Source organism: Vibrio chemaguriensis (assembly GCF_012275705.1).
Lineage (GTDB): Bacteria > Pseudomonadota > Gammaproteobacteria > Enterobacterales > Vibrionaceae > Vibrio > Vibrio diabolicus.
Genome location: NZ_SHOE01000005.1, coordinates 191,814 through 216,434 on the forward strand (window position 1 = coordinate 191,814; position 24,621 = coordinate 216,434).

At 45.9% G+C, this 24,621-nt stretch carries 22 protein-coding genes; 15 read left to right on the top strand and 7 right to left on the bottom strand.

Going from position 1 to position 24,621, the window contains the following annotated elements; all coding sequences use genetic code 11:
- Window positions 1-202 precede the first annotated feature (202 nt).
- From phnW to phnX, 3 genes are all read left to right on the top strand, one after another.
- Entirely contained in the window at window positions 203-1,306 is a 1,104-nt protein-coding gene (gene phnW, locus EX191_RS07410) for a 2-aminoethylphosphonate--pyruvate transaminase (protein WP_193447464.1), read from the top strand.
- A gap of 26 nt (window positions 1,307-1,332) precedes the next feature.
- Window positions 1,333-2,712 carry an aspartate aminotransferase family protein gene (locus tag EX191_RS07415; protein WP_140337901.1) on the top strand — a complete coding sequence of 460 codons (1,380 nt, stop codon included), beginning with the start codon at window positions 1,333-1,335 and terminating at the stop codon, window positions 2,710-2,712.
- Window positions 2,713-2,801: 89 nt separating this feature from the next.
- Window positions 2,802-3,617, top strand: a complete 816-nt coding sequence (gene phnX, locus EX191_RS07420) for a phosphonoacetaldehyde hydrolase (protein ID WP_193447465.1) — start codon at window positions 2,802-2,804, stop codon at window positions 3,615-3,617.
- Window positions 3,618-3,694: 77 nt separating this feature from the next.
- Here the strand turns inward: phnX and EX191_RS07425 are convergent, their stop codons facing one another.
- Window positions 3,695-4,723 (bottom strand): LacI family DNA-binding transcriptional regulator, encoded by a 1,029-nt coding sequence (locus EX191_RS07425; protein ID WP_005463961.1) that lies wholly within the window; start codon window positions 4,721-4,723, stop codon window positions 3,695-3,697.
- A gap of 249 nt (window positions 4,724-4,972) precedes the next feature.
- Here EX191_RS07425 and EX191_RS07430 point away from each other — a divergent pair, with 249 nt between their 5' ends.
- The 3 genes from EX191_RS07430 (at window position 4,973) to EX191_RS07440 (ending at window position 7,037) form a co-directional block, all read left to right on the top strand.
- A complete protein-coding gene (locus tag EX191_RS07430) occupies window positions 4,973-5,416 on the top strand; it encodes a PTS sugar transporter subunit IIA (protein ID WP_140365283.1) in 444 nt (147 codons plus the stop codon).
- Window positions 5,417-5,483: 67 nt separating this feature from the next.
- Complete coding sequence (locus EX191_RS07435; protein ID WP_005463968.1) at window positions 5,484-5,771, top strand: PTS sugar transporter subunit IIB; 288 nt, start codon at window positions 5,484-5,486, stop codon at window positions 5,769-5,771.
- Between the two features lie 9 nt (window positions 5,772-5,780).
- The gene (locus tag EX191_RS07440; RefSeq protein ID WP_075984400.1) at window positions 5,781-7,037 is read left to right on the top strand and encodes a PTS ascorbate transporter subunit IIC; all 1,257 of its coding nucleotides are present in this window, start codon (window positions 5,781-5,783) and stop codon (window positions 7,035-7,037) included.
- Between the two features lie 123 nt (window positions 7,038-7,160).
- On the opposite strand, the gene EX191_RS07445 is transcribed toward EX191_RS07440, so the two are convergent.
- Together EX191_RS07445 and EX191_RS07450 are read right to left on the bottom strand one after the other, a co-directional pair.
- Window positions 7,161-7,508: a hypothetical protein gene (locus EX191_RS07445; protein WP_005395359.1), complete on the bottom strand. Its 348-nt coding sequence runs from the start codon at window positions 7,506-7,508 to the stop codon at window positions 7,161-7,163.
- 9 nt (window positions 7,509-7,517) lie between these two features.
- Entirely contained in the window at window positions 7,518-9,551 is a 2,034-nt protein-coding gene (locus tag EX191_RS07450; RefSeq protein ID WP_046873865.1) for a S8 family serine peptidase, read from the bottom strand.
- Between the two features lie 466 nt (window positions 9,552-10,017).
- Here EX191_RS07450 and EX191_RS07455 point away from each other — a divergent pair, with 466 nt between their 5' ends.
- The 5 genes from EX191_RS07455 to EX191_RS07475 all read left to right on the top strand — a co-directional run bounded on the left by EX191_RS07455 (window position 10,018) and on the right by EX191_RS07475 (window position 15,217).
- Complete coding sequence (locus EX191_RS07455; protein WP_005395362.1) at window positions 10,018-11,274, top strand: type 2 secretion system lipase; 1,257 nt, start codon at window positions 10,018-10,020, stop codon at window positions 11,272-11,274.
- A gap of 716 nt (window positions 11,275-11,990) precedes the next feature.
- Window positions 11,991-13,334, top strand: coding sequence for an OmpP1/FadL family transporter (locus tag EX191_RS07460; RefSeq protein WP_017819742.1), 1,344 nt, complete (start codon window positions 11,991-11,993; stop codon window positions 13,332-13,334).
- Between the two features lie 78 nt (window positions 13,335-13,412).
- A complete protein-coding gene (locus tag EX191_RS07465; protein WP_005393702.1) occupies window positions 13,413-14,132 on the top strand; it encodes a carbonic anhydrase in 720 nt (239 codons plus the stop codon).
- 78 nt (window positions 14,133-14,210) lie between these two features.
- Window positions 14,211-14,762, top strand: a complete 552-nt coding sequence (locus EX191_RS07470) for a YtfJ family protein (RefSeq protein WP_193447466.1) — start codon at window positions 14,211-14,213, stop codon at window positions 14,760-14,762.
- Window positions 14,763-14,782: 20 nt separating this feature from the next.
- On the top strand, window positions 14,783-15,217 hold the full coding sequence (locus EX191_RS07475; protein WP_005480927.1) for a hypothetical protein: 435 nt from the start codon (window positions 14,783-14,785) through the stop codon (window positions 15,215-15,217).
- Between the two features lie 79 nt (window positions 15,218-15,296).
- Here EX191_RS07475 and EX191_RS07480 read toward each other — a convergent pair whose 3' ends face one another.
- Together EX191_RS07480 and yjjG are read right to left on the bottom strand one after the other, a co-directional pair.
- Window positions 15,297-15,836 (bottom strand): NUDIX domain-containing protein, encoded by a 540-nt coding sequence (locus EX191_RS07480; RefSeq protein WP_193447467.1) that lies wholly within the window; start codon window positions 15,834-15,836, stop codon window positions 15,297-15,299.
- Between the two features lie 51 nt (window positions 15,837-15,887).
- Window positions 15,888-16,562 carry a pyrimidine 5'-nucleotidase gene (yjjG, locus tag EX191_RS07485; protein ID WP_193447468.1) on the bottom strand — a complete coding sequence of 225 codons (675 nt, stop codon included), beginning with the start codon at window positions 16,560-16,562 and terminating at the stop codon, window positions 15,888-15,890.
- A 138-nt stretch (window positions 16,563-16,700) separates the two neighbouring features.
- Between yjjG and EX191_RS07490 the strand changes: the two genes are divergently transcribed.
- From EX191_RS07490 to EX191_RS07505, 4 genes are all read left to right on the top strand, one after another.
- On the top strand, window positions 16,701-17,618 hold the full coding sequence (locus EX191_RS07490) for a LysR family transcriptional regulator (RefSeq protein WP_193447469.1): 918 nt from the start codon (window positions 16,701-16,703) through the stop codon (window positions 17,616-17,618).
- 121 nt (window positions 17,619-17,739) lie between these two features.
- Window positions 17,740-18,054, top strand: coding sequence for a hypothetical protein (locus EX191_RS07495; protein ID WP_005497913.1), 315 nt, complete (start codon window positions 17,740-17,742; stop codon window positions 18,052-18,054).
- 47 nt (window positions 18,055-18,101) lie between these two features.
- Window positions 18,102-18,788, top strand: a complete 687-nt coding sequence (locus EX191_RS07500; protein ID WP_005497912.1) for a helix-turn-helix transcriptional regulator — start codon at window positions 18,102-18,104, stop codon at window positions 18,786-18,788.
- A 164-nt stretch (window positions 18,789-18,952) separates the two neighbouring features.
- A complete protein-coding gene (locus EX191_RS07505) occupies window positions 18,953-19,135 on the top strand; it encodes a hypothetical protein (RefSeq protein WP_005393690.1) in 183 nt (60 codons plus the stop codon).
- A 70-nt stretch (window positions 19,136-19,205) separates the two neighbouring features.
- Here EX191_RS07505 and EX191_RS07510 read toward each other — a convergent pair whose 3' ends face one another.
- Complete coding sequence (locus EX191_RS07510) at window positions 19,206-23,324, bottom strand: M66 family metalloprotease (protein ID WP_182036964.1); 4,119 nt, start codon at window positions 23,322-23,324, stop codon at window positions 19,206-19,208.
- Window positions 23,325-23,355: 31 nt separating this feature from the next.
- Entirely contained in the window at window positions 23,356-24,225 is an 870-nt protein-coding gene (locus EX191_RS07515; RefSeq protein WP_193447470.1) for a hypothetical protein, read from the bottom strand.
- Window positions 24,226-24,621 lie beyond the last annotated feature (396 nt).

The following is a 24,621-nucleotide window of genomic DNA, read 5'->3' on the forward strand; positions in this document are numbered from 1 at the left end:
GAGCCTTTGTGACGAAATCATGACCATTAAATGGCAGTTTTACGAAAATTTGCGATGAATAATCGTTCAATTGATCCGCAATTTTCTGGATATTAAAGTTTTATGAAATTGGACATTCGCCTATTTACTGCCCTTTTCTTCCTCGCTAGAGTTAACTCGAAATTTGGTGTAGACCAATTAGCCTATTCTGATGGAAATCGAGATGAAAAACGAATACCTACTACTGACTCCAGGTCCTCTATCTACTTCTGAAACAGTACGTGAAGCCATGCTAAAAGACTGGTGTACTTGGGATGATGAATACAACAAAGACATTGTAGAAGTGATCCGCACTAAGCTTGTAAAACTGGCGACGGAGCAAGACGGCTACACCAGCGTACTAATGCAAGGTAGCGGCACCGCATCAGTAGAAGCAACGATTGGCAGTGCCATTGGCAAAGCTGGAAAATTGTTGGTTGTCGACAACGGTGCTTACGGTGCGCGTATCGCTCAGATCGCTGATTATCTAAATATTCCATGCCATGTAGTTTCCCCAGGCGAAACATCACAGCCACACTTGAACGAGGTGGAAACTGCATTGGCATCGGATCCTACAATCACACACGTGGCGATTGTTCACTGTGAGACAACCACTGGCATGCTTAACCCAATTGAGGCATTTGCTTCTGCGGCAAAAGCACACGGTAAAGTGGTGATTCTCGATGCCATGTCGAGCTTTGGTGGTATTCCTATCGATATAGCTGAGCTAGGCATCGATTTTATGATCAGCTCAGCGAACAAATGTATCCAAGGCGTACCGGGCTTTGGCTTTGTGATTGCGAAACAAACTGAGCTAGAAAAGTGCCAAGGTCAGGCACGTTCTTTGAGCCTTGATCTTTACGACCAGTGGCACTGCATGGAAGTGAACCACGGCAAATGGCGTTTCACGTCTCCAACGCACACGGTTCGCGCTTTCTATCAAGCCTTGCTAGAGCTGGAGCAAGAAGGCGGCATTGAGGCTCGTCATCACCGCTACCAAACTAACCAGAAAACACTGGTTGCAGGTATGCGTTCTCTGGGGTTTGAGCCACTACTGAGTGATGACCTTCACTCGCCAATCATCACTTCTTTCTACTCTCCGACGCACAGTGATTACCAGTTCAAAGCGTTCTACACGCGTTTGAAAGAGCAAGGTTTTGTGATTTATCCGGGTAAGGTATCGAACGCAGATTGCTTCCGTATCGGCAACATTGGCGAAGTTTACCCAGCAGATATCGAGCGCTTAATCGGTGCGATTGAAAAAGCAATGTACTGGCAAGTTGCGTAAAGCAACCTTCTGATTGAGAGAGCGTTATGACTCAGAATATCAAACCGACCCATTTCCGTAGCGAAGGCGATGTCAACACGACACCAGCGCGCCAAGCTTGGAATGCATCGATGGATGACGAACGCACGCAAGCCTTGTTGAAGCGTGATTCGGAGGTCTTTCTTCATCAAGCCATGTCGACGCCTTGCTTAGATACCTTGGAAGCAGCAGAAGGCATCTACATCCAAGATTCTACGGGCAAAAAGTACATGGACTTCCATGGCAATAACGTCCATCAGTTGGGCTACGGTCATCCGCATGTGATTAAACGTGTGCAAGAGCAAATTGCCAAACTGCCGTTTTCTCCACGTCGTTTTACCAATGAAACCGCGATTGAATGTGCCGAAAAACTCACGCAAATCTGTGGTGGAGAATTAAACCGCGTTTTGTTTGCTCCGGGTGGCACATCTGCGGTTGGCATGGCACTTAAACTAGCGCGCCACATCACGGGCAACTGCAAGGTAGTGTCTCTTTGGGATTCCTTCCACGGCGCATCGCTAGATGCCATCTCAGTGGGTGGCGAAGCGTGTTTCCGCCAAGGCATGGGACCATTAATGGCAGGTGTTGAGCGCATTCCACCAGCAGTGTCTTACCGTGGCGCTTTCCCAGTCGCGGACGGCAGCGATGTGCATTACGCCGATTACCTTGAATACGTGATTGAGAAAGAAGGTGGCGTGGGCGCGTTTATCGCAGAAGCAGTTCGCAACACGGATGTTCAAGTGCCAAGTAAAGCCTACTGGAAACGCATCCGTGAAATCTGTGACAAACACAATGTCATGCTGATCATCGACGACATTCCTAACGGCATGGGTCGCAGCGGTGAATGGTTCACCTACCAAGCCTACGACATCGAGCCAGATATACTCTGCATCGGTAAAGGTTTGGGCGGAGGCTTAGTGCCTATCGCAGCCATGGTAACCAAAGACAAATACAACACTGCCGAGCAAATCTCCATGGGTCATTACACTCATGAGAAAAGCCCTATCGGTTGTGCTGCAGCACTGGCCACCATGGAAGCCATTGAGCAAGACGGCTTACTAGATAAAGCCAAAGCCGACAGCCAGTTCATGCGTGAAAAGCTGCTAGAGATGAAAGCTAAGTACCCAGTGATTGGTGATGTTCGTGGCATTGGCATGTTGTGGGGCATTGAACTGGTCACCGACCACGAAAGCAAAGCACGCGCGTATGACGAAGCGGAAGCTGTGCTGTACCAATGCCTCAACAATGGCGTGAGCTTCAAGGTATCGCAAGGTAACGTGATTCAACTCAGCCCACCGCTGATCATCACTCGCGAACAACTGACAGAAGCGTTGGCGATCTTCGAAGAAGCCATCGCCAAAGTGTGTAAAGACTTTAACTACTTTTAAGGTCAACTGACCTCAACAAAAACCAATTTACCCAGAGCGTGGTTCAACGTGTAGGCAAGCGCTCTGGCAAGCAAGAAAAAGGATTGAACATGAGCAAATCACCAATTCAAGCAGTGATCTTTGACTGGGCTGGCACTATCGTCGATTTCGGCTCTTTCGCGCCAACCAGCATCTTTGTGGAAGCGTTCAAACAAGGCTTTGATTTCGATATTGACCTTGAAGAGGCGCGTGAACCAATGGGGCTTGGTAAGTGGGACCACGTCCAAGCTGTGGGTCGCATCCCTGCAGTTGATAAACGTTGGAATGAGAAGTTTGGGCGCTCAATGACCAACGAAGACATCGACGCAATTTACGCGGCATTTATGCCTCTGCAAAAAGCAAAAGTGGCTGACCACGCAGAACCAATCCTCAACGCAGTTGAAGTGGTAAACGGTCTGAAAGACAAAGGCATCAAGATCGGTTCTTGTTCTGGTTACCCCCGCGAAGTGATGGACGTGCTGATTCCAGTGGCAGCGGATTACGGCTACAAACCAGATTACGTAGTAGCAACGGATGACCTGCCTCAAGGTGGTCGCCCTGCACCATTTATGGCACTGAAGAACGTGATTGAGCTGAATGTTACTGACGTTAATGCGTGTATCAAAGTGGATGACGCAGCACCGGGCATCGATGAAGGTCACAACGCCGGTATGTGGACCGTTGGCTTGCTGCTTTCTGGTAACGAAGCCGGTCTAACGTTTGAAGAATACCAAGCTGCGGACGAAGCAACGCTTAATACTGCTCGTGAAAAGGCGCGCGCGAAGTTTATCAAGAGTGCACCTCACTACTTAATCGACACCATCTCCGATCTGCCAGAGGTGATCGGAGATATCGAACAACGCCTAGCCGCGGGCGAACGTCCGTAGTTTTCGCTCGCGAATTCAGAATGTAAAAAAGCCTCTCCATATTGAGAGGCTTTTTGTATTTATGGAAAGCGGAAGTGTCAATTAATCGCGGTACTTGCTCGACGCTTTAGCTTAAAGCCCATACTGGTTGGCCTTTCTTCTGGCTCACCTTTGATGGCATGCAACAGTTTTTCTGCCGCCTTGGTGCCCATGCGCTCGTAATCAAATTCTGCCGATGTCAAACTTGGGTAAGCGTGCTCCCCCATAGAAGAGCCTTCAAGACAAATAATGGCAATGTCGGTCGGGACTTTGAGCACGCGGCGATGGCACTCAAAGAGCGCACCAATTGCTATCTCCTCATGGCTACACACCAAAGCATTCAAGCTTGAATCGCGCAGCAATAACTTCGCCAATCCTTCCGCACCCAATTGTGAAGATGGCGCTTCATGAGTCGTCAGAAAATGATCTGGGGTGAGATAGTTTTCAATCATCGCACTTTGCCAACCGTGTAACTGGCGTTGCAACGTTGAGTGATTCCCGCGCGCCCCAATAAAACCAACGTTCTTAAAACCTTGTTCAATCAGGTGTCTGGTACAGGCCTTACCCACTTCGAAGTGATCCACGCCAATGTTGAGATAACTGGCCTTTGAGCTCAGTTCGGCAATCTCTAACACTGGCGTATTTGACGCCTCTAACAGTTGATGCGTTCGCTGACTATGCTCACTTCCAAACAGTACAACGCCCGCAGGACGGCTCTCTAAAAAGGTCGAAAGCAACTTTTCTTCTTGCTCAATCGAGTAGTCGCTGTAACCCAGTAATAATTGATAACCCGCTTTGTTTAACGCCTGTTGGAAGCTTGGTAAGAAATGCGCGCATGCTTTTTCAAACAGTGACGGAATGATAAGAGCGATGGAATAACTTTCTGCAGATGCGAGTGCCCCTGCGGCTTTGTTCGGGATATAGCCGAGCTCATCAACCACTTGTTGAATTTTTTCTCTCAGCTTATCGGATACCAGCTCTGGCGTTCGTAATGCTCGCGACACCGTCATAGTGCCTACGCCTGCTTGTTTGGCGACATCAGCCAAAGTGACATTGCCGGTACTTCTTCGTTTGCGAGGTTCGCTCATTGTTTTTATTTAATGTTCTCTAATTTCAGCTGCGACATCTTATCACAGCGCTTTAATGGTTTTGATATTAGCGCATTAGAACTCGAACACCAGCACATGAAACTTCGATGCCTGATAAAAATGATAGCGCTATCACAATTAATGGTAGCGCTATCAGATAGCGCTACCATTTGTGATCACTATCAGGTTTTTCTGGCAAATTGATCGATAAAGTACGCAGCAACAAAACAACAAATCGGAAACATTCCAATGCTACGTGAACTGATTACCTCTGATGTCATTCGCATCCATTCTGACGCAACCGACTGGAAAGATGCGATCAGCAAATCTTGTGAAGCTTTGATTGAAAATGGCGCGATAGAACCAAGTTACGTTGAGGCAATTTACCGCTCGCACGAAGAGCTTGGTCCTTACTACGTGGTAGGTCCGGGCATGGCGATGCCACACGCTCGCCCTGAAGATGGCGTTAACCGCTTGTCATTGGCGATCACGGTGATCCAAAACGGCGTCAACTTTAACTATGAAGAAAATGACCCAGTAAAAATGCTGGTCACGCTAGCGGCAACGGACAGTAATAGCCACGTTGATGCGATTTCGAAACTGGCGGAATTGTTTATGAATGAAGAGCATGTAGAGGCCATCTGCAACGCTCAAAGCAAAGAAGATGTTCTTGCGATCATCGACAAATACTAAGTTTTACTCCTGACATACCCCATTCACAAATGGGTATACCCCCTATAAAAAAGAAAAGGTCTGAATTATGAAAATTATGGTTGTTTGCGGTCACGGTCTTGGTACTAGCCTAATGATGGAAATGAGCATCAAAAGCATCGTAAAAGAATTGAACGTCGATGCCGCTGTAGATCACATCGATCTTGGCTCAGCAAAAGGCACAAGTTGCGACATTTTCATCGGCACAAAAGACATTGCAGAACAGTTGGAAGCACTTGGCGTTGAACAACGTATCGTAGCGCTTGATAACATGGTCGACAAAGTCGCAATGAAAGAGCGTTTATCTGTGGCACTTCAAGAGCTTGGCGCTCTATAAGGTGGCGTTATGGAATTCTTCAGTTTCTTAATGAACGATGTCCTATCAGAGCCAGCGGTTCTGGTCGGTCTCATCGCTCTAATCGGCTTAATTGCCCAGAAAAAACCAGTCACCGAGTGCATTAAAGGCACGGTAAAAACCATTCTTGGTTTCATCGTGCTTGGCGCAGGTGCAGGCTTAGTTGTGAGCTCGCTAGGCGACTTCGCGACCATTTTCCAACACGCATTTGGCATTACAGGCGTGGTTCCAAACAACGAAGCTATCGTCTCTATCGCGCAAGAAGCGTTTGGTAAAGAGATGGCGATGATCATGTTCTTCGGCATGTTGGTGAACATTCTGATCGCTCGTTTCACGCCGTGGAAATTCATCTTCCTAACCGGTCACCACACGCTATTTATGTCGATGATGGTGGCGGCGATTCTGGCATCTAGCGGCATGAAAGGTGTTCCACTGATCGCTCTTGGCTCTGTGGTTGTGGGTTCTGTAATGGTGTTCTTCCCTGCAATTGCGCACAAATACATGAAGCAAGTAACAGGTTCAGACGACGTTGCGATTGGTCACTTCTCAACGCTTTCTTACGTCCTAGCTGGTTTCATTGGCAGCAAGTTTGGTAACAAAGAGCACTCAACTGAAGAGATGAATGTCCCTAAGAGCTTGCTGTTCTTACGCGATACGCCAGTGGCTATCTCGTTCACAATGGGCATCATCTTTATGGTGACGTGTTTGTTCGCTGGCGGTGATTTTGTCCGTGAAGTCAGTGGTGGTAAACATTGGTCTATGTTTGCGCTAATGCAATCCATCACTTTCGCCGGTGGTGTGTACGTCATCCTGCAAGGTGTACGTATGGTTATCGCAGAAATCGTTCCTGCATTTAAAGGCATCTCAGACAAACTGGTTCCAAACGCAAAACCTGCACTGGATTGTCCGGTTGTGTTCCCATACGCACCAAATGCGGTATTGGTGGGCTTCCTATCTAGCTTTGCAGCCGGTCTAGTGGGCATGTTCCTGCTGTACGTGATGGGTCTTACTGTGATTATCCCGGGTGTCGTTCCACACTTCTTTGTGGGTGCGGCTGCGGGTGTATTTGGTAACGCAACAGGTGGTCGTCGCGGCGCAATTCTAGGTGCGTTTGCACAAGGTCTACTGATTACTTTCCTACCTGTCTTCCTAATGCCAGTACTGGGTGATCTTGGCTTTGCAAACACAACATTCAGTGATGCTGACTTTGGCATTGTAGGTATCCTACTTGGCCTGATTGTGCGCTAAGCTTTTATTCTTATGAATGCAGAATTAGGCTCGTCGGCATTCATCTTTCAAAGGCTCTAGCAGGAAAAGCACTCAAACAAAACGCCCCTCACGTGAGGGGCGTTTTTTCATATTGAGGCTATCTTATTGAGACAACAACTTTCTCGTTGGTTCTTGCTCGGTGTATTCAACGGATTCATTACCAGATAGTTTATCGACGTCCGCTTGTTCGCCGCTCACCACCAGTACCTGTTGCTTCACCAACGCATCAACCACTTTAAGGTTATGTTGACGAAGAAGCGCTCTCACTTCGCTCTCTTTCCCTTTGTGATACTTAACAAAGTAACGCGTAGGTTGTTGCTCAGCTTGTTCAGAACGTTCATCCACGAGCGGAAACCCTTGATTGTTCGCCAAGCTGGCCGAGCTTAGTCCGATTGCCAATAGTGCGGTAGCACTCACCGCAGACAAAGAAAGTAAGGTCAACTTCTTCATAGCCACTCCTTATTGAAAAGTCAGAGTCCAACTGTTGATTGTGCCTGTGTCTCTTCTGGCACTGTCTACCGCTTTTAGTTCCCAAGAACCTTGTGATTCAAAACCAGAGAAATCCGCTTGGAAAGTGGCTTTGATATCGTTAGCGCTGCCGCCAGTATTATCGTGAAGCACGACTTCTCCACCAGTCGGTGAAGTTAGCGTCACTCGTAGGTCACCGATGTAAGTGTGGCTAATATCAACGTCAATACTTACTGTACCTGAATCACCAGAGCGATCGACATCTACTGCGCTGATTGCGCCAGAAGATTTGTTGTCAGGAATCGCAACAGGGCTGGTGTTTGAGAAGCTAGAGTCCGAAGAGCTACCGCCACCGTCAGGACCGTTACAGCCCGCATCCAAGAACAGTTTCGCCGCTTCCGCATTCACTAGGCCGTGACCTGTGCGGTTGTCTCGTCCAGCGACATCAATGTCTGTTGCCGTTTGAACTAGGGCATTACGTACTTGCGCTGCTGTACACGTTGGGTGGTAACTCCACACCAAGCCTGCTACGCCAGTTACATGAGGTGTTGCCATCGATGTACCATTGTAGTACTCGTAATCTTCACCAGAGGTGGTTGAAACCGTAATTTCTTGACCAACATACCCCAACAGCTCTTGACCAAATGCACGGTCAACCGTCACCGAAACCATACGATAAGCGTTGTTTGTGTCAACCAAGAATGGGTTTTGTAAACCAGGTAGTTCAGAGTTGCTGTATACGATTGCCGCTCGTGCACCTGCATTGTAACAAGCTTGAACCGCATCCACTTCTGGGTAGTTACCTGAAGACTGGTTGCCAATACGTTCAGTCAAACAGATTTTGCCTGACATATCACCACAGTTAAAGTTACCGCCAGATACATCACAGCTATCTAGCATTGCTGTTACTGAACCAGCAATTGGATCTGGCACATACGAAGAACCGTTATTAATCAAACGATTGTGAGGAACAATCCCACGATCAAACTGACTTACACCATTCAAGGTAATATCAGAAAGTTTACCTTCGCCTACCGTAACCGTTGATAAAATCGCCACCCCAGGGCCAGAGATCTCAACTTGATCAGTAGATTGCGAGAACGCCGCATGATCATTTTGGTTATCGACAGCAGCAACAGACATAACTGAATCGTAAGAAGCTGGGTAGCTGTGTGCTGTGTTACCGTCATTACCAGCTGCGGCGATTAGCAGAACGCCTTGATCGTAAATGTTTTGCAGTGCATTTTGCTCAGTTCGGCTTGATTGACTACCACCAAGACTCATGTTCACAACGTTGGCACCATTATCTGCACACGTTTGGATCGCTTTAACAAGCCCAGATGAGTAACCCCAACCTGATTCGTTAAATACTTTCACGATGTGCAAATTCACATTCTGGTTTGGCATCACACCCTTCACACCTTCGGTGTTGGCAATCGCTGCGATAGTACCTGCTACGTGAGTACCGTGGGCGTTATTGTTACCCGGATCGCTCCATGATCCTGTACCACTATCGTTAGTACCTGCAACACGGTTACCGCTTAGGTCGTTGTGCGAGATGTCGTACCCTGAATCGATAATACATACAGTGCGATTACCAGCATTGAAGTCGTCTAACTGTTGAGCATTAACCGCTTCATAACCCCACGGGGTAGTTTCGCTGAGCAAATAGCGAGGCGGATCGACTTCGACATATTCCACATCACTGCGATTACGAAGTGGTTCTAAGTCATCACCATCCAACTCAACGCTGTAAATGGCGCGATTACCCAATTTTTCCACCTTACGTGCCTTCACCTGTTGTAAAACAGACTCCTGCGCGATTCGTGGTCCCCAAAATGAGTTACCACCCATTGAAGATCGGCTGACTGCATCTTCTTTGAATTTGACGATGTACTTCGTCGGTAACTTAGATTCATCAAATCCCATTGGTGGAGCCGCAAACGCTGACATAGAAGTGGTCAGTGCTATCGCTACGGCAGACAACGAAAATAAGCCTTGTTTTTTGCTTGTTGTGTAGTGCATTTGCCCTATTCCTTATTTGAGCTAATTTTTATTCACTATATTCTCATGAAAAGTCATCACCATGATGTTCGCATGAGAGCTTCAGCTATAGTTTATAGGCCAAAAATGCCAAACAATTTGTTTCATGAATATACAACTTTGTACAAAAGATCATTCAATAAACATTTTTAGTTAACATCAAAAAGCATAAACAAAACCTTATAAAGCAATCACTTAATTAACAAAAAGTGCATGTTAAATTAATGTTAGTGAGTAATTATTCTAAATAATACACATTTAATCGATTGCTATGCTGAATGGATTTTTTGACTGTGGTGCCAAAACTGAAATATTGAATATTTAGTTGTTGACTGTCTTGAGTATTTACTCAGAATTAGAAGGTTTAGTGAGAAAAATTCTCATCTAAATACTGTTATAGCCGAGCGTATTCACGTATTCGGAACCATAACCATTACAAGAAGAGTGAATGATGAAAAAAACAATCACACTATTAACTGCATTACTTCCGCTTGCCTCTGCCGTTGCAGAGGAGCCAACATTATCACCAGAAATGGTTTCTGCGTCTGAAGTGGTCAGCACGCAAGAAAATCAAACCTATACTTACGTTCGCTGCTGGTATCGTACGAGCCACTCTAAGGATGATGCGGCTACCGACTGGAAATGGGCAAAAAACCAAGATGGTAGTGACTTCACTATCGACGGTTATTGGTGGAGCTCTGTTTCATTTAAAAACATGTTCTACACCAACACTTCACAAAACGTGATTCGCCAGCGCTGTGAAGAAACACTAGATCTGGCGAACGAGAACGCAGACATTACGTTTTTTGCTGCTGACAATCGCTATTCTTATAACCACACGATCTGGAGCAATGATGCTGCAATGCAACCAGATCAAATCAACAAAGTAGTGGCTTTGGGCGACAGCTTATCTGATACAGGCAACATCTTTAACGCTTCCCAATGGCGCTTCCCTAACCCAAACAGCTGGTTCTTAGGTCACTTCTCGAACGGTTTTGTTTGGACGGAATACGTGGCTAAAGCCAAAAACTTACCGCTTTATAACTGGGCAGTTGGCGGCGCAGCAGGTGAGAACCAATACATTGCGCTAACAGGTGTCGGCGAACAAGTTTCTTCTTACTTGACCTACACAAAACTGGCGAAAAACTACAACCCAGCAAACACATTGTTTACGTTGGAGTTTGGTTTAAATGATTTCATGAACTACAACCGTAGCGTGCCGGAAGTAAAAGCGGATTACGCTGAAGCTCTGATTCGTCTAACAGACGCGGGCGCGAAGAACTTCATGTTGATGACACTGCCAGACGCAACCAAAGCACCACAGTTCAAATACTCAACGCAGGAAGAAATTGAAACGATTCGCGCGAAAGTATTGAAAATGAACGAGTTCATCAAAGCACAAGCGATGTACTATAAAGCTCAAGGTTACAACATTTCATTGTTTGATACGCACGCGCTGTTTGAGACGTTAACCTCGGCACCAGAAGAACACGGGTTCGTGAATGCAAGTGATCCTTGTCTGGACATCAACCGCTCATCTTCTGTGGATTACATGTACACCCATTCATTACGCTCTGAGTGTGCGGCATCTGGCGCAGATAAGTTTGTGTTCTGGGATGTGACTCACCCAACCACAGCCACGCATCGTTATGTTGCTGAAAAAATGTTGGAAAGCAGCAATAACTTAGAAGAGTTTCGCTTTTAATAAGACTTTCTTATAGGTTAAACTCTTAATCATCATAAATACGTTGATGATTAAAAATGGCCACGATATTTCGTGGCCATTTTGTTTTCATATACATGAGTCTAATTTATATTTAAATATAGATGAACAATAATTTAAATACAAAATTTCAAGTTATAAGTATTATAAACAAAACTTTTAAATACCAATAAACCAGTAAAATAAAAAATTATTCAATATGCCATCCATTAAAATTTAATTATGGTCATTTTGATTATGCATTTAAAGAGGAGTTAAGTAGCAAGTTAAATAAAAAATACCCACATAACACAGGTAAGACCGAGAGGAGTGTGTCATGTGGGTTTAAAACGATAGTTCTCTTGCTGATTCGAACTACCAACGTTGGGATGCAATGGAAATACAAATGACTCAGAGTTTCCATCACGGACACTTTATCGCTGGATTTCCCTCTATTTGTTAGGGAACAGTCAGCACAATAAAAATAGAGAAGTAATACCGCAAAAATAAAAATAGAGGCTCTGAGTTTAATTTACACGTAAAATAACCACCACATTCACGACATGAACCATTAATAAATTCACAAATAAATATTTATTAAGTTAAATTTATTTATTGTCAACATACTGTTAGTTTTACCCCTAAATATACTGATCAGATTTGTTTATTTTACTGCTTTTCGTTGCAATACAACCTCTAATTAATTCATGAGAAAAAACATGCAGCGACAATTCACTCTTTCACCGATTTATTTATTAATCGGTTTAGCCTCCTCGACAGCGTATGCCGGTGGTTTTCAAATTAACGAACATTCGGCGACGGGTCTTGGTCGTGCTTTTGCTGGTGATGCCGTCATTGGTGATAATGCGTCTGTAGTCAGCCGTAACGCCGCAGCGATGACGCTGTTTAAACAAAATGCCTTATCGTTCGGCGTCACTTACGTCAAACCTGACGTTACCGTTAAAAATGCGCAATATCATCGAGCTAATATTAATGCAGATGTCAATGTTGGTATGGGCGGTTTTCCTCCGTCCCCTCAAGTTGACATTACCCCGTCCTTCTCTCAAACCGTGACCGACATTGATGACGTCGATGGCGTCGGTCAACCAGCCGTTGTACCCAATTTTTACTTTATTCACCCTATCAACGACGACTGGTATCTAGGCTTATCGGCATACTCCAACTTCGGAACCGACATGGAGTTTAAACCAAACTATGGCGCACCTGTTTTTGGCGGTGTCACCAGCGTAGCGAGTGTCAACCTTGGCGCAAGCTTGGCATACAAGGTGAACGATCGTTTTAGTATCGGTGGTGGTATTGATGTGATTTACGGCTCTGGTGAGCTGTACCGCGATATGGACGTGGGTGTTTGCGTTGGTGGGAACATACTTGGAAACGAACTAGAACAACGCTGTGGATCCGTAAAAGGCAACGCACTTGATGTGGAAGCTGGCGGCATTGGGCTTGGCGCGAATATTGGCATGATGTACGAGTTTAACGAACGTCATCGCTTAGGTTTAAGCTACAAGCACAGCCCTAACATCGATGCCAAGGGTGACATCCACTTTGCTGGCGAATCGTACGACTCACTTGCTATGCCGCTACCGGATATTGCGGAGTTTTCCGGTTATCACCGCGTCTTACCTAAATTTGCCCTGCACTATTCTGTGCAGTGGATTGGTTGGTCAGCATTTGACAGCTTGAAAGCTGATGATCAGTTGCTAAAAGATTTTCAGTGGCAAGACTCCGCGCACTACTCCATCGGTGCGACTTGGTACGCCAATGAACGTTGGACACTACGCACGGGTTACATGTTCGACAAAACACCTGTCGATGAGCTGACTTCGCTTTCTATCCCAGATTCGAACCGTCACTGGTTATCTGCGGGCGCCTCTTACCAATGGTCATCAGATACCACGGTTGACATCGGCATGACGTACTTGATTGGTGAAGATGTCAACGTAGAAGAGTACGCGTATGAAGGTGTTCCTGCACCTATGGTGACGGGCGTGACCCATTCAAATGCGTTCCTAATTGGTGCCCAACTCAGCCACCGTTTCTAATTTGTCAGGCAGTGATCAAACCTCTAGGTCATTGCCTTGTAACAACGCTTATCGAAGCGACCGAACAGAGACATTATTATGAACAAAACACTACTTGCTTTTTCACTCTCACTTCTCACTCTAAGCGCGGCTCAGGCTTCGGAATGGGGCTATGGCAATGACAAACACGGGCCAGAGCACTGGGGAGAAATCGCCAAAGACTGCGCAACCACGAAAAACCAAAGCCCAATCAACATCGACAACCCAGCCGACGCAAAACTGGAAGCACTGAACCTTTCGTACACTGGTCAGGTCATTGGTTTAACCAACAATGGTCATACGCTGCAAGCGCAAGTGAACGGACGTAACAGCTTCACCATCGATGGCGAGACGTTCGAGCTGCAACAGTTCCATTTCCACACACCTTCAGAAAACCAAATCAAAGGCCGCCAGTATCCACTTGAAGCGCACTTTGTGCACGCCAACGCAGACGGCGAGTTGGCGGTAATTTCGGTGATGTTTGATGCTGGCGATCAAAACGCAGCACTATCTAAACTGATCAGCGCAATCCCACAAGAGAATCAAACCACGTTCTTTAAAGATACGTTTGAGATTAACGACTTACTGCCAAAAACTGCAAACTACTATCGATTTAACGGCTCTTTAACCACACCACCATGTTCAGAAGGTGTGCGCTGGTTTGTGCTTAAAGACACTCAAACCTTATCCAAAGATCAAGCCGCGAAACTGATGGAAGTCATGGGACAAAACAATCGTCCGCTGCAACCGCTAAATGCGCGCGTTGTACTTTCTAACTAATCGCCAAATCCGATAAGGGGCATCGTATTTGCTCCTTATTTGATTCGCTCTAACCTCACTTCGTTACAGGAACCCCCAATGAAAACTCCATCTGTTCTGTCACTCTTACTCGCACTCGCCCCGACACTCGCCTTCTCTCATAACCTTTCTGTCGGTCAAACCACCCCTTCCGTCAACATTGATACCTATGGCGAAATGACGCTGCGAGGAGACGATGTGGCTTATCAACCTTGGGCAACTCAGCAGATGTTAGGCAAAGTCCGTGTGATACAAGCCATTGCAGGTCGTAGTAAAGCTAAAGAGATGAACGCGCCGCTGATGTCAGCAATCACTGCCGCTCACTTTCCTGAAGATCAGTATCAGACCACAACCGTGATCAACCAAGAAGACGCCATTTGGGGGACCGGTACATTTGTAAAATCGTCGGCAGAGGACAGCAAAAAGACATTCTCTTGGTCTTCCATGGTGTTAGACAAAAATGGCGTATTAGCAACAACTTGGGATCTACAGCAAGAAAGTTCTGCGATTATCGTACAAAATAAACAAGGCGAAATTTTATTCGTGAAAGAAGGGGCTTTAACTCAAGACGAAGTCACACACGTCATCGAACTGATTAAACAGAATATCTAAACCTAAGGTAAGGAAAAGCTATGAAACTGTTCAACACCATCGCACTCTGTCTTTTAGCGGCTGTAGCCTCTTTCCAATCGGTTGCTGGAGACAACGATTGGGACAAGATTGCAGATAAAACCGTCAGTTTTAAATCGGAAACCGACACAGTCAATCCACTGTCCCCATTTGCTAACGCTCGTTTCAGCCACATAAAAATCAAATGTACGCAAGGTACGGTCGATCTGAAAAGCGTTAAAGTAATCATGAAAGATGGTCAGGAAAAGACGTTCGATAGTTTAGGTGTTCTGACTAAAGGCATGTCATCAAGAAGCTTAAGCCTACCAACAAAAGATAACGCGAAGTTAGACAAAATCGAGTTGAACTATGAATCGGTTGGCAGCACTGCGCTGCAAGTCGCGGGGGTGACCAAAAAAGCGCAAGTGGAAATCTTAGGTAAGAAAATCGACGAGTAAGCGATGGCTCAACGAGCTCACCCAAACTAAAAACAGCGGCACTAGGCCGCTGTTTTCATTAAAAAACCGTCATGGATAACTAAATGAATTTCTTCAGCTTCGCCAAACCATAAGCCGCGATAGTGACACAATCTTTGATCGTGCCGTCGATCATCATTTGTTCGAACTCCTCAACAGAAAAAGCGCGAGTGATCAAATCCTCTTCTTCACTGTCGAGTTGATTGCCCACGTCCGTTAAATCACTGGCGAAGTAGACGTGACATGTCTGATTCAAAAAGCCGTATGCGATAAACTGCGCGCCGACATACGCCATGGCGCTCGCCTGCATGCCCGTTTCTTCACGCAGCTCGCCTTTGGCAAGCTCAAGATGATCCGCATCTGGGTTTGATTCCCACGCCCCTTGTGGGATCTCCCAACAACGTTGACCTACGGTGTAACGGTACTGCTGAACTAAGTGAATCAACCCATTATCGATAGCCAGAATCGCAGCACAATCAGGTTTGTCGACCACACCATAGATGCCCTCTGCGCCGCTTAGACGTAAAATTTTGTCCTCACGCACCGTCATCCACTTGTTCTGATAAACGACTTTGCTGTCTAGCTGTTTGATGTCTGACATGGTTATTCCTTGATTTTTCTGAGGGTTACTGCGGAATAATACCCGATTCGGTTACGCCACCAAAATGTTCTTTAGTTCACTCAAAGACTCAACGGTGTAATTTGGTGCGATACGCTCATCGACGCTTGCGCCTGTGGTATTTAACCAGCAAGTTTCAATACCAAAGTTATTGCCACCAAGAATATCGGAATGCAGGTTGTCACCCACCATCAGTACGCGCGTTTTGCATGGGTTGCCCATTTGCTGCATCGCGTATTCAAAAATACCTAAGTCCGGTTTTGCTACGCCCACTTGTTCAGAGATCACCACTCTATCGAAGTACTCAGTCATCCCTGTGCGCTCAAGGCGAATTGCTTGCAACTCTGTAAAACCGTTGGTGATGATGCCCATTTTAGCTTTGCCTTGCAGCGCTTCCATCAGCTCTTTTGCACCTGGCAACAAACTGCAAATATCGGCCATCGCTTCTAAAAATGCGCTGTTGAGATCTGCTGTTGTGGTATTCAACTTCTCAGCCCACTCGGTAAAGCGGTTATGTTTTAGCTCATCTGCCGTTACTTTGCCGTCTTGGTAATCCACCCAAAGCGGTTTGTTTACGGTTTGGTAATGAGCAAAATCTTGTTCAGTAAAATCTACGCCTTTGCGAGAAAACATAAGCTGCAAACCTTTGAAAGCATCAAAGTGGAATAAGGTTTCGTCAGCGTCAAACAGGATCCAATCGTACTTCATTTTCTTCTTCCCAAAGTCAAGGTCGTAATACTGGTGCATAGTCTAGATTGTTTTCTTCTTGAAGATAATCTCTATAATTGGAAATTAATTGTATCCTTGTGCTCAACAATAAATGCTTCACGATAATAGGAGATTGATGTGAACGCGATTGCCTCCCTGCCCGTTTTTGTTGCTGTTGTCGAATGCGGCAGCTTTTCCCTTGCGGCCAAACAGCTGAATCTGACGAAATCGGCGATCAGCAAACGCATCAACCAACTAGAAGACGATTTGGGCATTCGTCTCCTTAATCGAACTACGCGTAAGCTGAGCCTGACCGAAGCGGGAGAACGCTATTTTGAGTACGCCTCTCAAGCGCTCAACCTAGCCCAGCAAGGCGTGGACGCGGTATCGGAACTGCAAGGCTCTCCACAAGGTCGGCTCAAAATTACCGTGCCGATGTCTTTCGGTGTGCTACATATCGCGCCTTTGATCAGCGAGTTTCTCGCTCGTTACCCGAAAATTGAAGTGGATTTAAACCTCGAAGACAAAATGGTCGATTTGGTTAAAGACGGTTTTGATTTGGGGATCCGTATTGGTGAACTCACCTCTTCCAATCTCATCGCAAAACGTCTCGCCCCTTGTAAAAGTGTGCTTTGTGCCTCGCCAGATTACTTAGCGGAGTTTGGAACACCACAAAAACCAAGTGATTTAGTCAGTCACAACTGCCTGCGCTACTCCTATTTCCGTGGCGGCGTCGAATGGATGTTCATCAACAATGGCAGCGAATACAAAGTGCTTCCAAAAGGAAACTTTATCGTCAATAACAGCGAAGCTATTCGCCAGTTGCTGTTAAGAGGTTCGGGCATTGCGCAACTGCCAACATTTATTGCAGGAAGAGACTTTGCCGCAGGAAATCTAAAACCGGTGATGGAAGAGTATTCTCTACCAGAACACGCCATTTATGCGGTTTTTCCTGAGCGCAAGCACATGCCGTTGAAAGTAAGAGCCTTTATCGATTTTATCAGCGAAAAACTCGGTACAGATTTACCTTACTGGGATCGTTACAACAGCCCATAAAAATAACCATATTGATGATAAGTGAGTGAGATTTCACTACTGACATGTTCTGACATTCCATCCGCGTAACCTTATTTGGAACTCAACAGGCAATCCGCCAAAACCAATAAGGAATCACAATATGGAAACCGTTATCGAAACTGTGCAATTTCGTCTAACCGCAGGCACAACAGAGCAAGACGTGATCGCCGCTGCCAAACAGTCACAAACGTTTGTGAAGAATCTGCCGGGCTTTTTGTACCGTTCGCTCAGTCACGAAGCGACGGACGATGTGTGGACAGACATCATTTACTGGCGTTCAATGGACGATGCAAAACAGGCGGGAAAACAGATTAAGCAAGCCGTTGAATTTCAGCCTCTGTTATCAATGATTGACTGCGAAAGCTTCGAGCTTAAACATCACAACTTAAAAATGTGCAGTGAGCTAGAGAAGTAATCAGCCACACTACCACTAACAACCAGTAGGTCTAGATAAGGAACATCATGAGCAAATCAGAACGACTGTTTGAGCTACTGACGCTTTTGCGCGCAAAGCGTTACGCCGTGACAGCGAAAGAGCTCGCAGAAAGAATGGAAGTTAGCGAACGTACGATTTATCGCGATATTCAGTCGTTGCTTAGTTCTGGTGTTCCTATTCAAGGTGAAGCAGGTGTCGGCTACTTGTTGCAAGCTGGCTCTCATCTCCCGCCTTTGATGTTCTCAGAAAAAGAGATGATGGCGCTTGAACTGGGTATGCGGATGGTTCGAGCCTGGTCGGATGCCGAACTTGCCGAAGCGTCTCACTCTGCGTCCACCAAAATACTTTCGGTATTGCCCGATAAGCTCAAACAACAAGTGGAAGATTGTCCGCTGATTGTGCCCGATTATCACACCCAATCCGAGACTGCCAAACGAGGGCAGCTTCTGCGCCACGCGATTGATCATCAGTTTAAGGTCAGTTTGGATTACCAAGATGAAAGCGGACAGGTGACCGAGAGAAAAATCCAACCGTTAGGCCAGTTCTTTTGGGGCAAAGTCTGGACGCTGGTCGCCTGGTGCGAATTGCGCGATGACTACCGCCAGTTCCGCCTCGACCGTATCCAAGCACTGCGTATGCACGATGAAGAGTTTCAGAGTGCGGAAACCAAATCTCTCAAACATTATATTGCGCAGTATGAATCGAAAGATTGAGTGTTTTTCATCCCTTCATCACAAGGATTCTAAATTGCTCTGCTCAATGCGCGATATTTGGAAAGGCACATTTGGTTAAACTAATGTTTCATTTTTAACAGATGCGCAACCAACCTAAGATCGTTAACTTAAGTAGCACGTCAACCACACCGGAGCGTGAAGCTATGAAAGTACTGATTCAATACACCCAAGCAGGGAAATATCGAGATCAAGCGTGGGAGTCTTTAACTCTTCGATCTAAAGGTGATATGCAGGCCGTTACCCCTTCTTATGCTGCCCAACTTATCGAACAAAGCAAAGCGACACTTGTGATGACAGAAGACGGACAGATCATCTTTCACTCCTAAATTCCATCAGTCCTATGACGAAAAAGGCCTGCATTGCTGCAGGCCTTTGTATGAGTGAATTAAGAGTTATTTACTGGAAACTCACTGCCGTTGGTAGGCGATCAAGCATCTTGTAGTAATCACCAGCCACAGCGCCGATATCACCACGCAAATACGCTTGGATCATATTGAGATCTTTCAGCCAAAGTTCTTTGTCAGCATCTGAAGACGCCATGTACCCTGCGTACACATTGTCGACCGCGAACATCATGTCTTCGGCGTGATCGTTGTAAATCAAAAGCATCGCATCTGTGTAAGCTTCGAACGCTTTCAGCTCATCGTGCGCTTTACCACCTTTATAGCTCAATGTGCCCGAAGTTGCATCGATGACCAAATCACCCGAAGTCACATTCGCTGTCGTAAAGTTGATGAAAGACTGGCTAAACGACAGCACACCTGCCGCAATATCCGCGTCAATGGTTCGCTTCATTGCGTTGACCATTGGCGCATCCAGCAGCAATACAGGATCGTGGAACGCTGGGACAATCGCTGTTCGGAATGGCCCCCAAGCGCTATCGATGCTCTCTGCAACCTTGTTTAGTGTTGCAGGCTCATAGCTATCTAGGTACGTTTTTAGATCGTAACCTTTGGACGTCACCAGTTGGTTTGCGTAGTCGTAAGCCAGCTTGTTTGCTTTTGTTGCCACAAACTTCTCGCCGTCGATAACAAACTCAACTTTGTCACCCGCGATGATACCGTACCGGTCTTGTTGCTTCGTAAACGTATCAAACTGAGATTGACCACGAGTCTTCACTGTGTAGTCGTAAGACTTCATTTGGCGCACTCCCATTCTCAAGATGACATCGCCAACACGTCCGCGGCCTTCTGCACCAATATCAAGGAATCTTGCAATACCACGAGGCATTGGTGGTAGGGACTCCATTTGCTCAGTGATGTGTAGGTTCACGGTAACACCTTTTAGATTGGTGTATTCCTTACCGTCTTTACCCACCAATTTAACTGGCGTATTTAACGCGTCATTTGCCACGATGTTGCCCATAATGTCTTCGTATTCAGCTTGCACCCCAGGGATATCAAGCAGCGATGCAAAGCTCACCTCATCGGTAAAACGGTTCGAGAATCGACGTGCTAAGAAGTGGCTCGCCAACGCTTTATCTGGCCAGTTACCCAACACAGACACCGCATTTGACCAAGGGTAATCCGGGTCAAAGCTACCAATTGAGTTTAGGAAGCGTCCATTCGCAGTTTCCGCAACAGCTATATAGCCCTCATCTGAATCTTCGATAAAGCGTGCTGCCAAATCATCAAAACAGCTGGCTGTTGAAAGATCGTAATCAGCCGGAATTTGGTGTGAGTTGTTGTCTAACAGTTGACCAAAAGAAATCACTTTTTGGTTGCCTGCCGCATTTTCTATCACACATTGATGCTCTGGTGTGCGCAAGATATCAAGGAAGAACGCCGCGGATTTTTTCGCCCCATTCGCGTAATCACAGAACCATGAGTTATCGGCTTTGCCTTCGCTACAGTATTGAGGGTTTGAAGCAATGCGCAATAAGAAATCACCCGGCTTATCCGTTGACGAAGTGTAACCAAGATTGGTGTACAGGTTATCGATGCGCTCAAGATCTTCCATCTTGTCACGGATAGCGCTCATTTCCATATAACGGCGCACTAAGTAACCAGGATAATCGGACGAGAATAATCCCGTCGTCCCATATAACTCCAAGTTGCGTCGATCATAGCTATCGAGATAGTTCTGCCACTCGTAAGAAACAATTTCTTCTAGGTTTGTACCTTCGTCAAAACGGTTACAGTCGCTGTTTAGAGAAACGTTCCCATCGGTACAGAAATCGTAAGACTTACGCTCAATTTCATTCACTTTATCTAGGTAGTAAAGTGCGCCATAACGAGTTTTCGCATTCAGTTCAGGATCATCAGACAACGCGGCGGTATCGAATCGGCTGAAGTCACAGTTGTAGAGTGATTTGCCTTTCTCGTTCCCCGTTAGCGCCTTCACTTCAGAACACACCATCAGCGATGTGTTGTCTGGATTGTTGCCAAACTTGTATGCAAAGCTTTGTTGGTAGGCTTGCTGATCAGCGAGGTAACGAGCGTATGCCGCTTTGTCTTCATCGCTCGCACTGTCTGCCGGTTTCGCAACAGGCGCAGGAGCTGAACCTGAAGAATCTTGAATCGTCTCGACTTTACGACCGTAGCCAAACTTAAACGCCGCAATGTCGTACAGACCCCAAGTTGGCGTTTCATCCAACATGCTTGGTGCGTAGTCCATTGTCGAACTGTAAGCAGGAATGTTGTTCAAACCAAGTTGATGCGCTTGCTCTAACGTGTAGTAGTTCGCTTTGTCATTTGAACCTTTAAAGTTATGGCGCAGACCCATGTTATGACCAAGCTCGTGAACAAGCGTATTGCTGTAAGTCGCAACCGTAATCGCATCTGCGGCTTTCACTTGCAACTCTTTTGGCAGGTATTTCCAACGCTTAAGCTGACGCGATACTTCGTTACCTGCGTCATCAAGTTTGATCTCAAAGTAACGCTCGTCATCCAACTTCAAGTTGTCCAACATGGCCTTGTTGGTTGAAGAAACCCACGACGCTTCGATTGGATAGACGTTGTTCTCTGCCCAGAAAGACAAACGGTTCTCTTCAACTTCAACCACCTTTTCAAACTCCATGTCATCATTGAAGTTTTTCATTAGCTGAGTTGGGCTCTTCGTCGCTGCTTTTCCAGAAACGATGTCTTCTTTTGAAACGAGCGGCGCATGAATGTTTTCATCCGATTTCAGGCTCGCCATCGCCGCCATTGTAGAAAGCGCTTCAATTCTATCCGCGACTTCTGTTTTCACAGATTCGCTGCTGGTTGGCAATGGTTCTAAGCCATCTAAGTCCAGTTGATTACGATTATAGAAACGCGCCAAGTTATCCCAATAGAAAGGTACACCCGTTCTTGCAACACCTGCGTATTGGTTCACGTGGCCTTTGATGATTTCCCCCGTCATCGGGTTAGAAACCGACGGGCCGTAGCCAAGCAGACCGTTCGCTAGAGGCTCGTCAATCAGGTTAATCACGTTGTAACGCAGATCACCTGGGTGAATACCAGCCGCTTTGGTTTTGTTCACAATCTCGATTTCAGGCTTGCCTGCATCCGCCCCAAATACATTCAGCGCTTGGTTCATCTTGTCGATCGATTGCAGCGTTGCATCCAAGAACAACTTGTTCTTCTCTTCAAAGAAATTGTCGCTCAAGTAATATTTGATAGAGCCTTGATCTGGGTTGAAACGATTGAGGTAAACCACATCACGGTCGTATTTATTCGTGACTGGGTTAAGCTTTTTCGTCGACGTGGTGAAGAAACCAATGTCGTTCTCATCACCCACTGGGTACAAGATCGGTTGGTAACCTTTGGTTGCCACTTCACTTTCGTGCACTAACGAGTAGTAGAAACGAGATTTAAACGCGCCATCTACAAGCGCTTCATCCAAGCTCGCTTTCGTTGCAAAGTTGATGTAGTCGGAAATATTATCTAAATCGATACGGAACGTGCGCTCTAGTTCGAAATTGAGAAGACCGTTTTTAGGGTCAAAGTCCCACGAGATCAATCGTGGTGCGCCAATTTCATCAATGCCCTCGGTAATGCCGTACAGATCTTCCATATTGAATTCTGCAATTTCGAGATCTTCAGGACGAGGAGTGAAGTGGGTTTTCTTCTTGTAGTTTAGGCTTGCGTCTTCGTTGGTTTCTTCTTTGTTGGTGCAATCACCATGCGCGTCTTCTTGACAGCGATACGCCGCAAAGTCACCCGGAATCGTCAGCACTTGCGCGAAGTTAACGCCGTCGTCGTCTGCGACAAATTTCTCTTCGCCGCAGTAATTATTGGCATCTTTGCTTAGATGCGCGTCTGGGTAGTTTTTATCGTAACTGCGAACTTCCAGACCTTCTTTGGTAAAACAAAGCTCAACGTAACGAGGTGAACCTTGCAAGAATGGGAATTGGTTCAGAGCAAAGCGTGGCGCGGCACCAGTCGTCGGAACGTAAAACCAACGACCGTCTTTAAGATCTTTTACTGCGACTTCTTTTGCATCTCTTTCGACATAGTCATACGCCTGATCATCTGCGCCACAGCCTGCAAGTGCGGCCGTTATTGCTGACACCAGAGTCAATTTTTTAAACATTATTTGGATATCCTTAATTGTTGTTATTTTCCTAGAAGGAGTAAGTCACTGTCGCGATGTAAGACGCTTTCTCTTGGTCCAACAAATCGATGTTGCCCAAGGTGCCTCGCTCTGCATCTTGATAGAAACCCGTTGATGACGCCGCGAGTTGCAATGACCAGCTTTCATCAAACTCGTATGTGCCGTACAACGCCCCCTCATACTGCCAACTGCTTCTGCGCGTACCTTGATAACTGATGCTGTTACCACCTAACGCCGTGATCCCCACTGCGAACGATTCCCACGACTTTTCCGCAACAGCAAACAATGAGTAAGTCCACTCAGTCAGCGAGCGTCCCCCCATGGTTTTGTATTCGTGGAAATTTTTTCTCAGTCTTGGCGAAACCGAAAAATCGACGCTCCAAGCTGAAAAAGAGATCGGCACATCTAAACGAACCGCGGTGTGCAGTTCATCTTTACGAGATGTTTCTGAAGTTGGAATGGTGAGCTGACCCGCAACGCCGATTTTCCCTGTATCTCCAAAGCGATATAGGTTCGTGTATTGCAAGCCCAACACCGAATCTGTCGCGTAGGTGCCGACTTCATCTTCTAGGGCACGATAGCCACCCGTAGAAAAATAGGCTTTTGTGTCGCTCGAAAAGGAATAAACGAGATCGCCTCCCCACGAGAAATTGCGGACAGAACGGTAGTCGTCTTTATCGTAAATGTTTGTATCGTAAGATAGGTAAACGGCCCCACTAAACTTACAAACAATACAGGACGCATCTCCTTCATTTTGTGTAGATTCAGGCGTGCTAGTGCTATCAATTACACTCGTTTCCACCGCGAATGATGGCGCTGAAAACAGCGTACCCAACAACATTGCAAGCGGCGTCATCATCCACTTTGTTGTGTGCTGCATGTTTTGAAACTTCCATGAGAATTAAGTTTATTAGAATAAACTTAAAGACAAACAGATTATTGGGATGAAATTCCATAAAAATTCAGATAATCAACCCCAATAAACCTATCAACCATAAAATTACTCTTATGGTTAAATCCTTATTTAATTTTTTAATACTATTTATCTGAGTATTGTCGCGTTCTACTTTGCTTAAAAACGTACTTTAAAATGACTTTTTATAAATAAAACCACTCACCACAACATTAAAGAAGCAGCAAAGCAACGCCATTAAAATAAAAGCTAAAAGACAATTATTATCAACAACTTAAAATCAACAAAAACAGTTAAAATGAATGAGTGAAAATGTATAAGTTAAAATACAAAAAATATAAGAACATCATTCCTGTCTCTTAT

Bases quoted from the DNA above. Each gene is read 5' to 3' on its own strand.
- EX191_RS07475 (WP_005480927.1), top strand. From the start codon at position 14,783: ATGAAACTGTTCAACACCATCGCACTCTGTCTTTTAGCGGCTGTAGCC.
- EX191_RS07460 (WP_017819742.1), top strand. From the start codon at position 11,991: ATGCAGCGACAATTCACTCTTTCACCGATTTATTTATTAATCGGTTTA.
- EX191_RS07445 (WP_005395359.1), bottom strand. From the start codon at position 7,508: ATGAAGAAGTTGACCTTACTTTCTTTGTCTGCGGTGAGTGCTACCGCA.
- EX191_RS07500 (WP_005497912.1), top strand. From the start codon at position 18,102: ATGAGCAAATCAGAACGACTGTTTGAGCTACTGACGCTTTTGCGCGCA.
- EX191_RS07515 (WP_193447470.1), bottom strand. From the start codon at position 24,225: ATGCAGCACACAACAAAGTGGATGATGACGCCGCTTGCAATGTTGTTG.
- EX191_RS07465 (WP_005393702.1), top strand. From the start codon at position 13,413: ATGAACAAAACACTACTTGCTTTTTCACTCTCACTTCTCACTCTAAGC.
- EX191_RS07430 (WP_140365283.1), top strand. From the start codon at position 4,973: ATGCTACGTGAACTGATTACCTCTGATGTCATTCGCATCCATTCTGAC.
- EX191_RS07495 (WP_005497913.1), top strand. From the start codon at position 17,740: ATGGAAACCGTTATCGAAACTGTGCAATTTCGTCTAACCGCAGGCACA.
- yjjG (WP_193447468.1), bottom strand. From the start codon at position 16,562: ATGAAGTACGATTGGATCCTGTTTGACGCTGACGAAACCTTATTCCAC.
- EX191_RS07415 (WP_140337901.1), top strand. From the start codon at position 1,333: ATGACTCAGAATATCAAACCGACCCATTTCCGTAGCGAAGGCGATGTC.
- EX191_RS07480 (WP_193447467.1), bottom strand. From the start codon at position 15,836: ATGTCAGACATCAAACAGCTAGACAGCAAAGTCGTTTATCAGAACAAG.
- phnW (WP_193447464.1), top strand. From the start codon at position 203: ATGAAAAACGAATACCTACTACTGACTCCAGGTCCTCTATCTACTTCT.
- EX191_RS07450 (WP_046873865.1), bottom strand. From the start codon at position 9,551: ATGCACTACACAACAAGCAAAAAACAAGGCTTATTTTCGTTGTCTGCC.
- EX191_RS07440 (WP_075984400.1), top strand. From the start codon at position 5,781: ATGGAATTCTTCAGTTTCTTAATGAACGATGTCCTATCAGAGCCAGCG.
- EX191_RS07470 (WP_193447466.1), top strand. From the start codon at position 14,211: ATGAAAACTCCATCTGTTCTGTCACTCTTACTCGCACTCGCCCCGACA.
- EX191_RS07505 (WP_005393690.1), top strand. From the start codon at position 18,953: ATGAAAGTACTGATTCAATACACCCAAGCAGGGAAATATCGAGATCAA.
- phnX (WP_193447465.1), top strand. From the start codon at position 2,802: ATGAGCAAATCACCAATTCAAGCAGTGATCTTTGACTGGGCTGGCACT.
- EX191_RS07435 (WP_005463968.1), top strand. From the start codon at position 5,484: ATGAAAATTATGGTTGTTTGCGGTCACGGTCTTGGTACTAGCCTAATG.
- EX191_RS07425 (WP_005463961.1), bottom strand. From the start codon at position 4,723: ATGAGCGAACCTCGCAAACGAAGAAGTACCGGCAATGTCACTTTGGCT.
- EX191_RS07510 (WP_182036964.1), bottom strand. From the start codon at position 23,324: ATGTTTAAAAAATTGACTCTGGTGTCAGCAATAACGGCCGCACTTGCA.
- EX191_RS07455 (WP_005395362.1), top strand. From the start codon at position 10,018: ATGATGAAAAAAACAATCACACTATTAACTGCATTACTTCCGCTTGCC.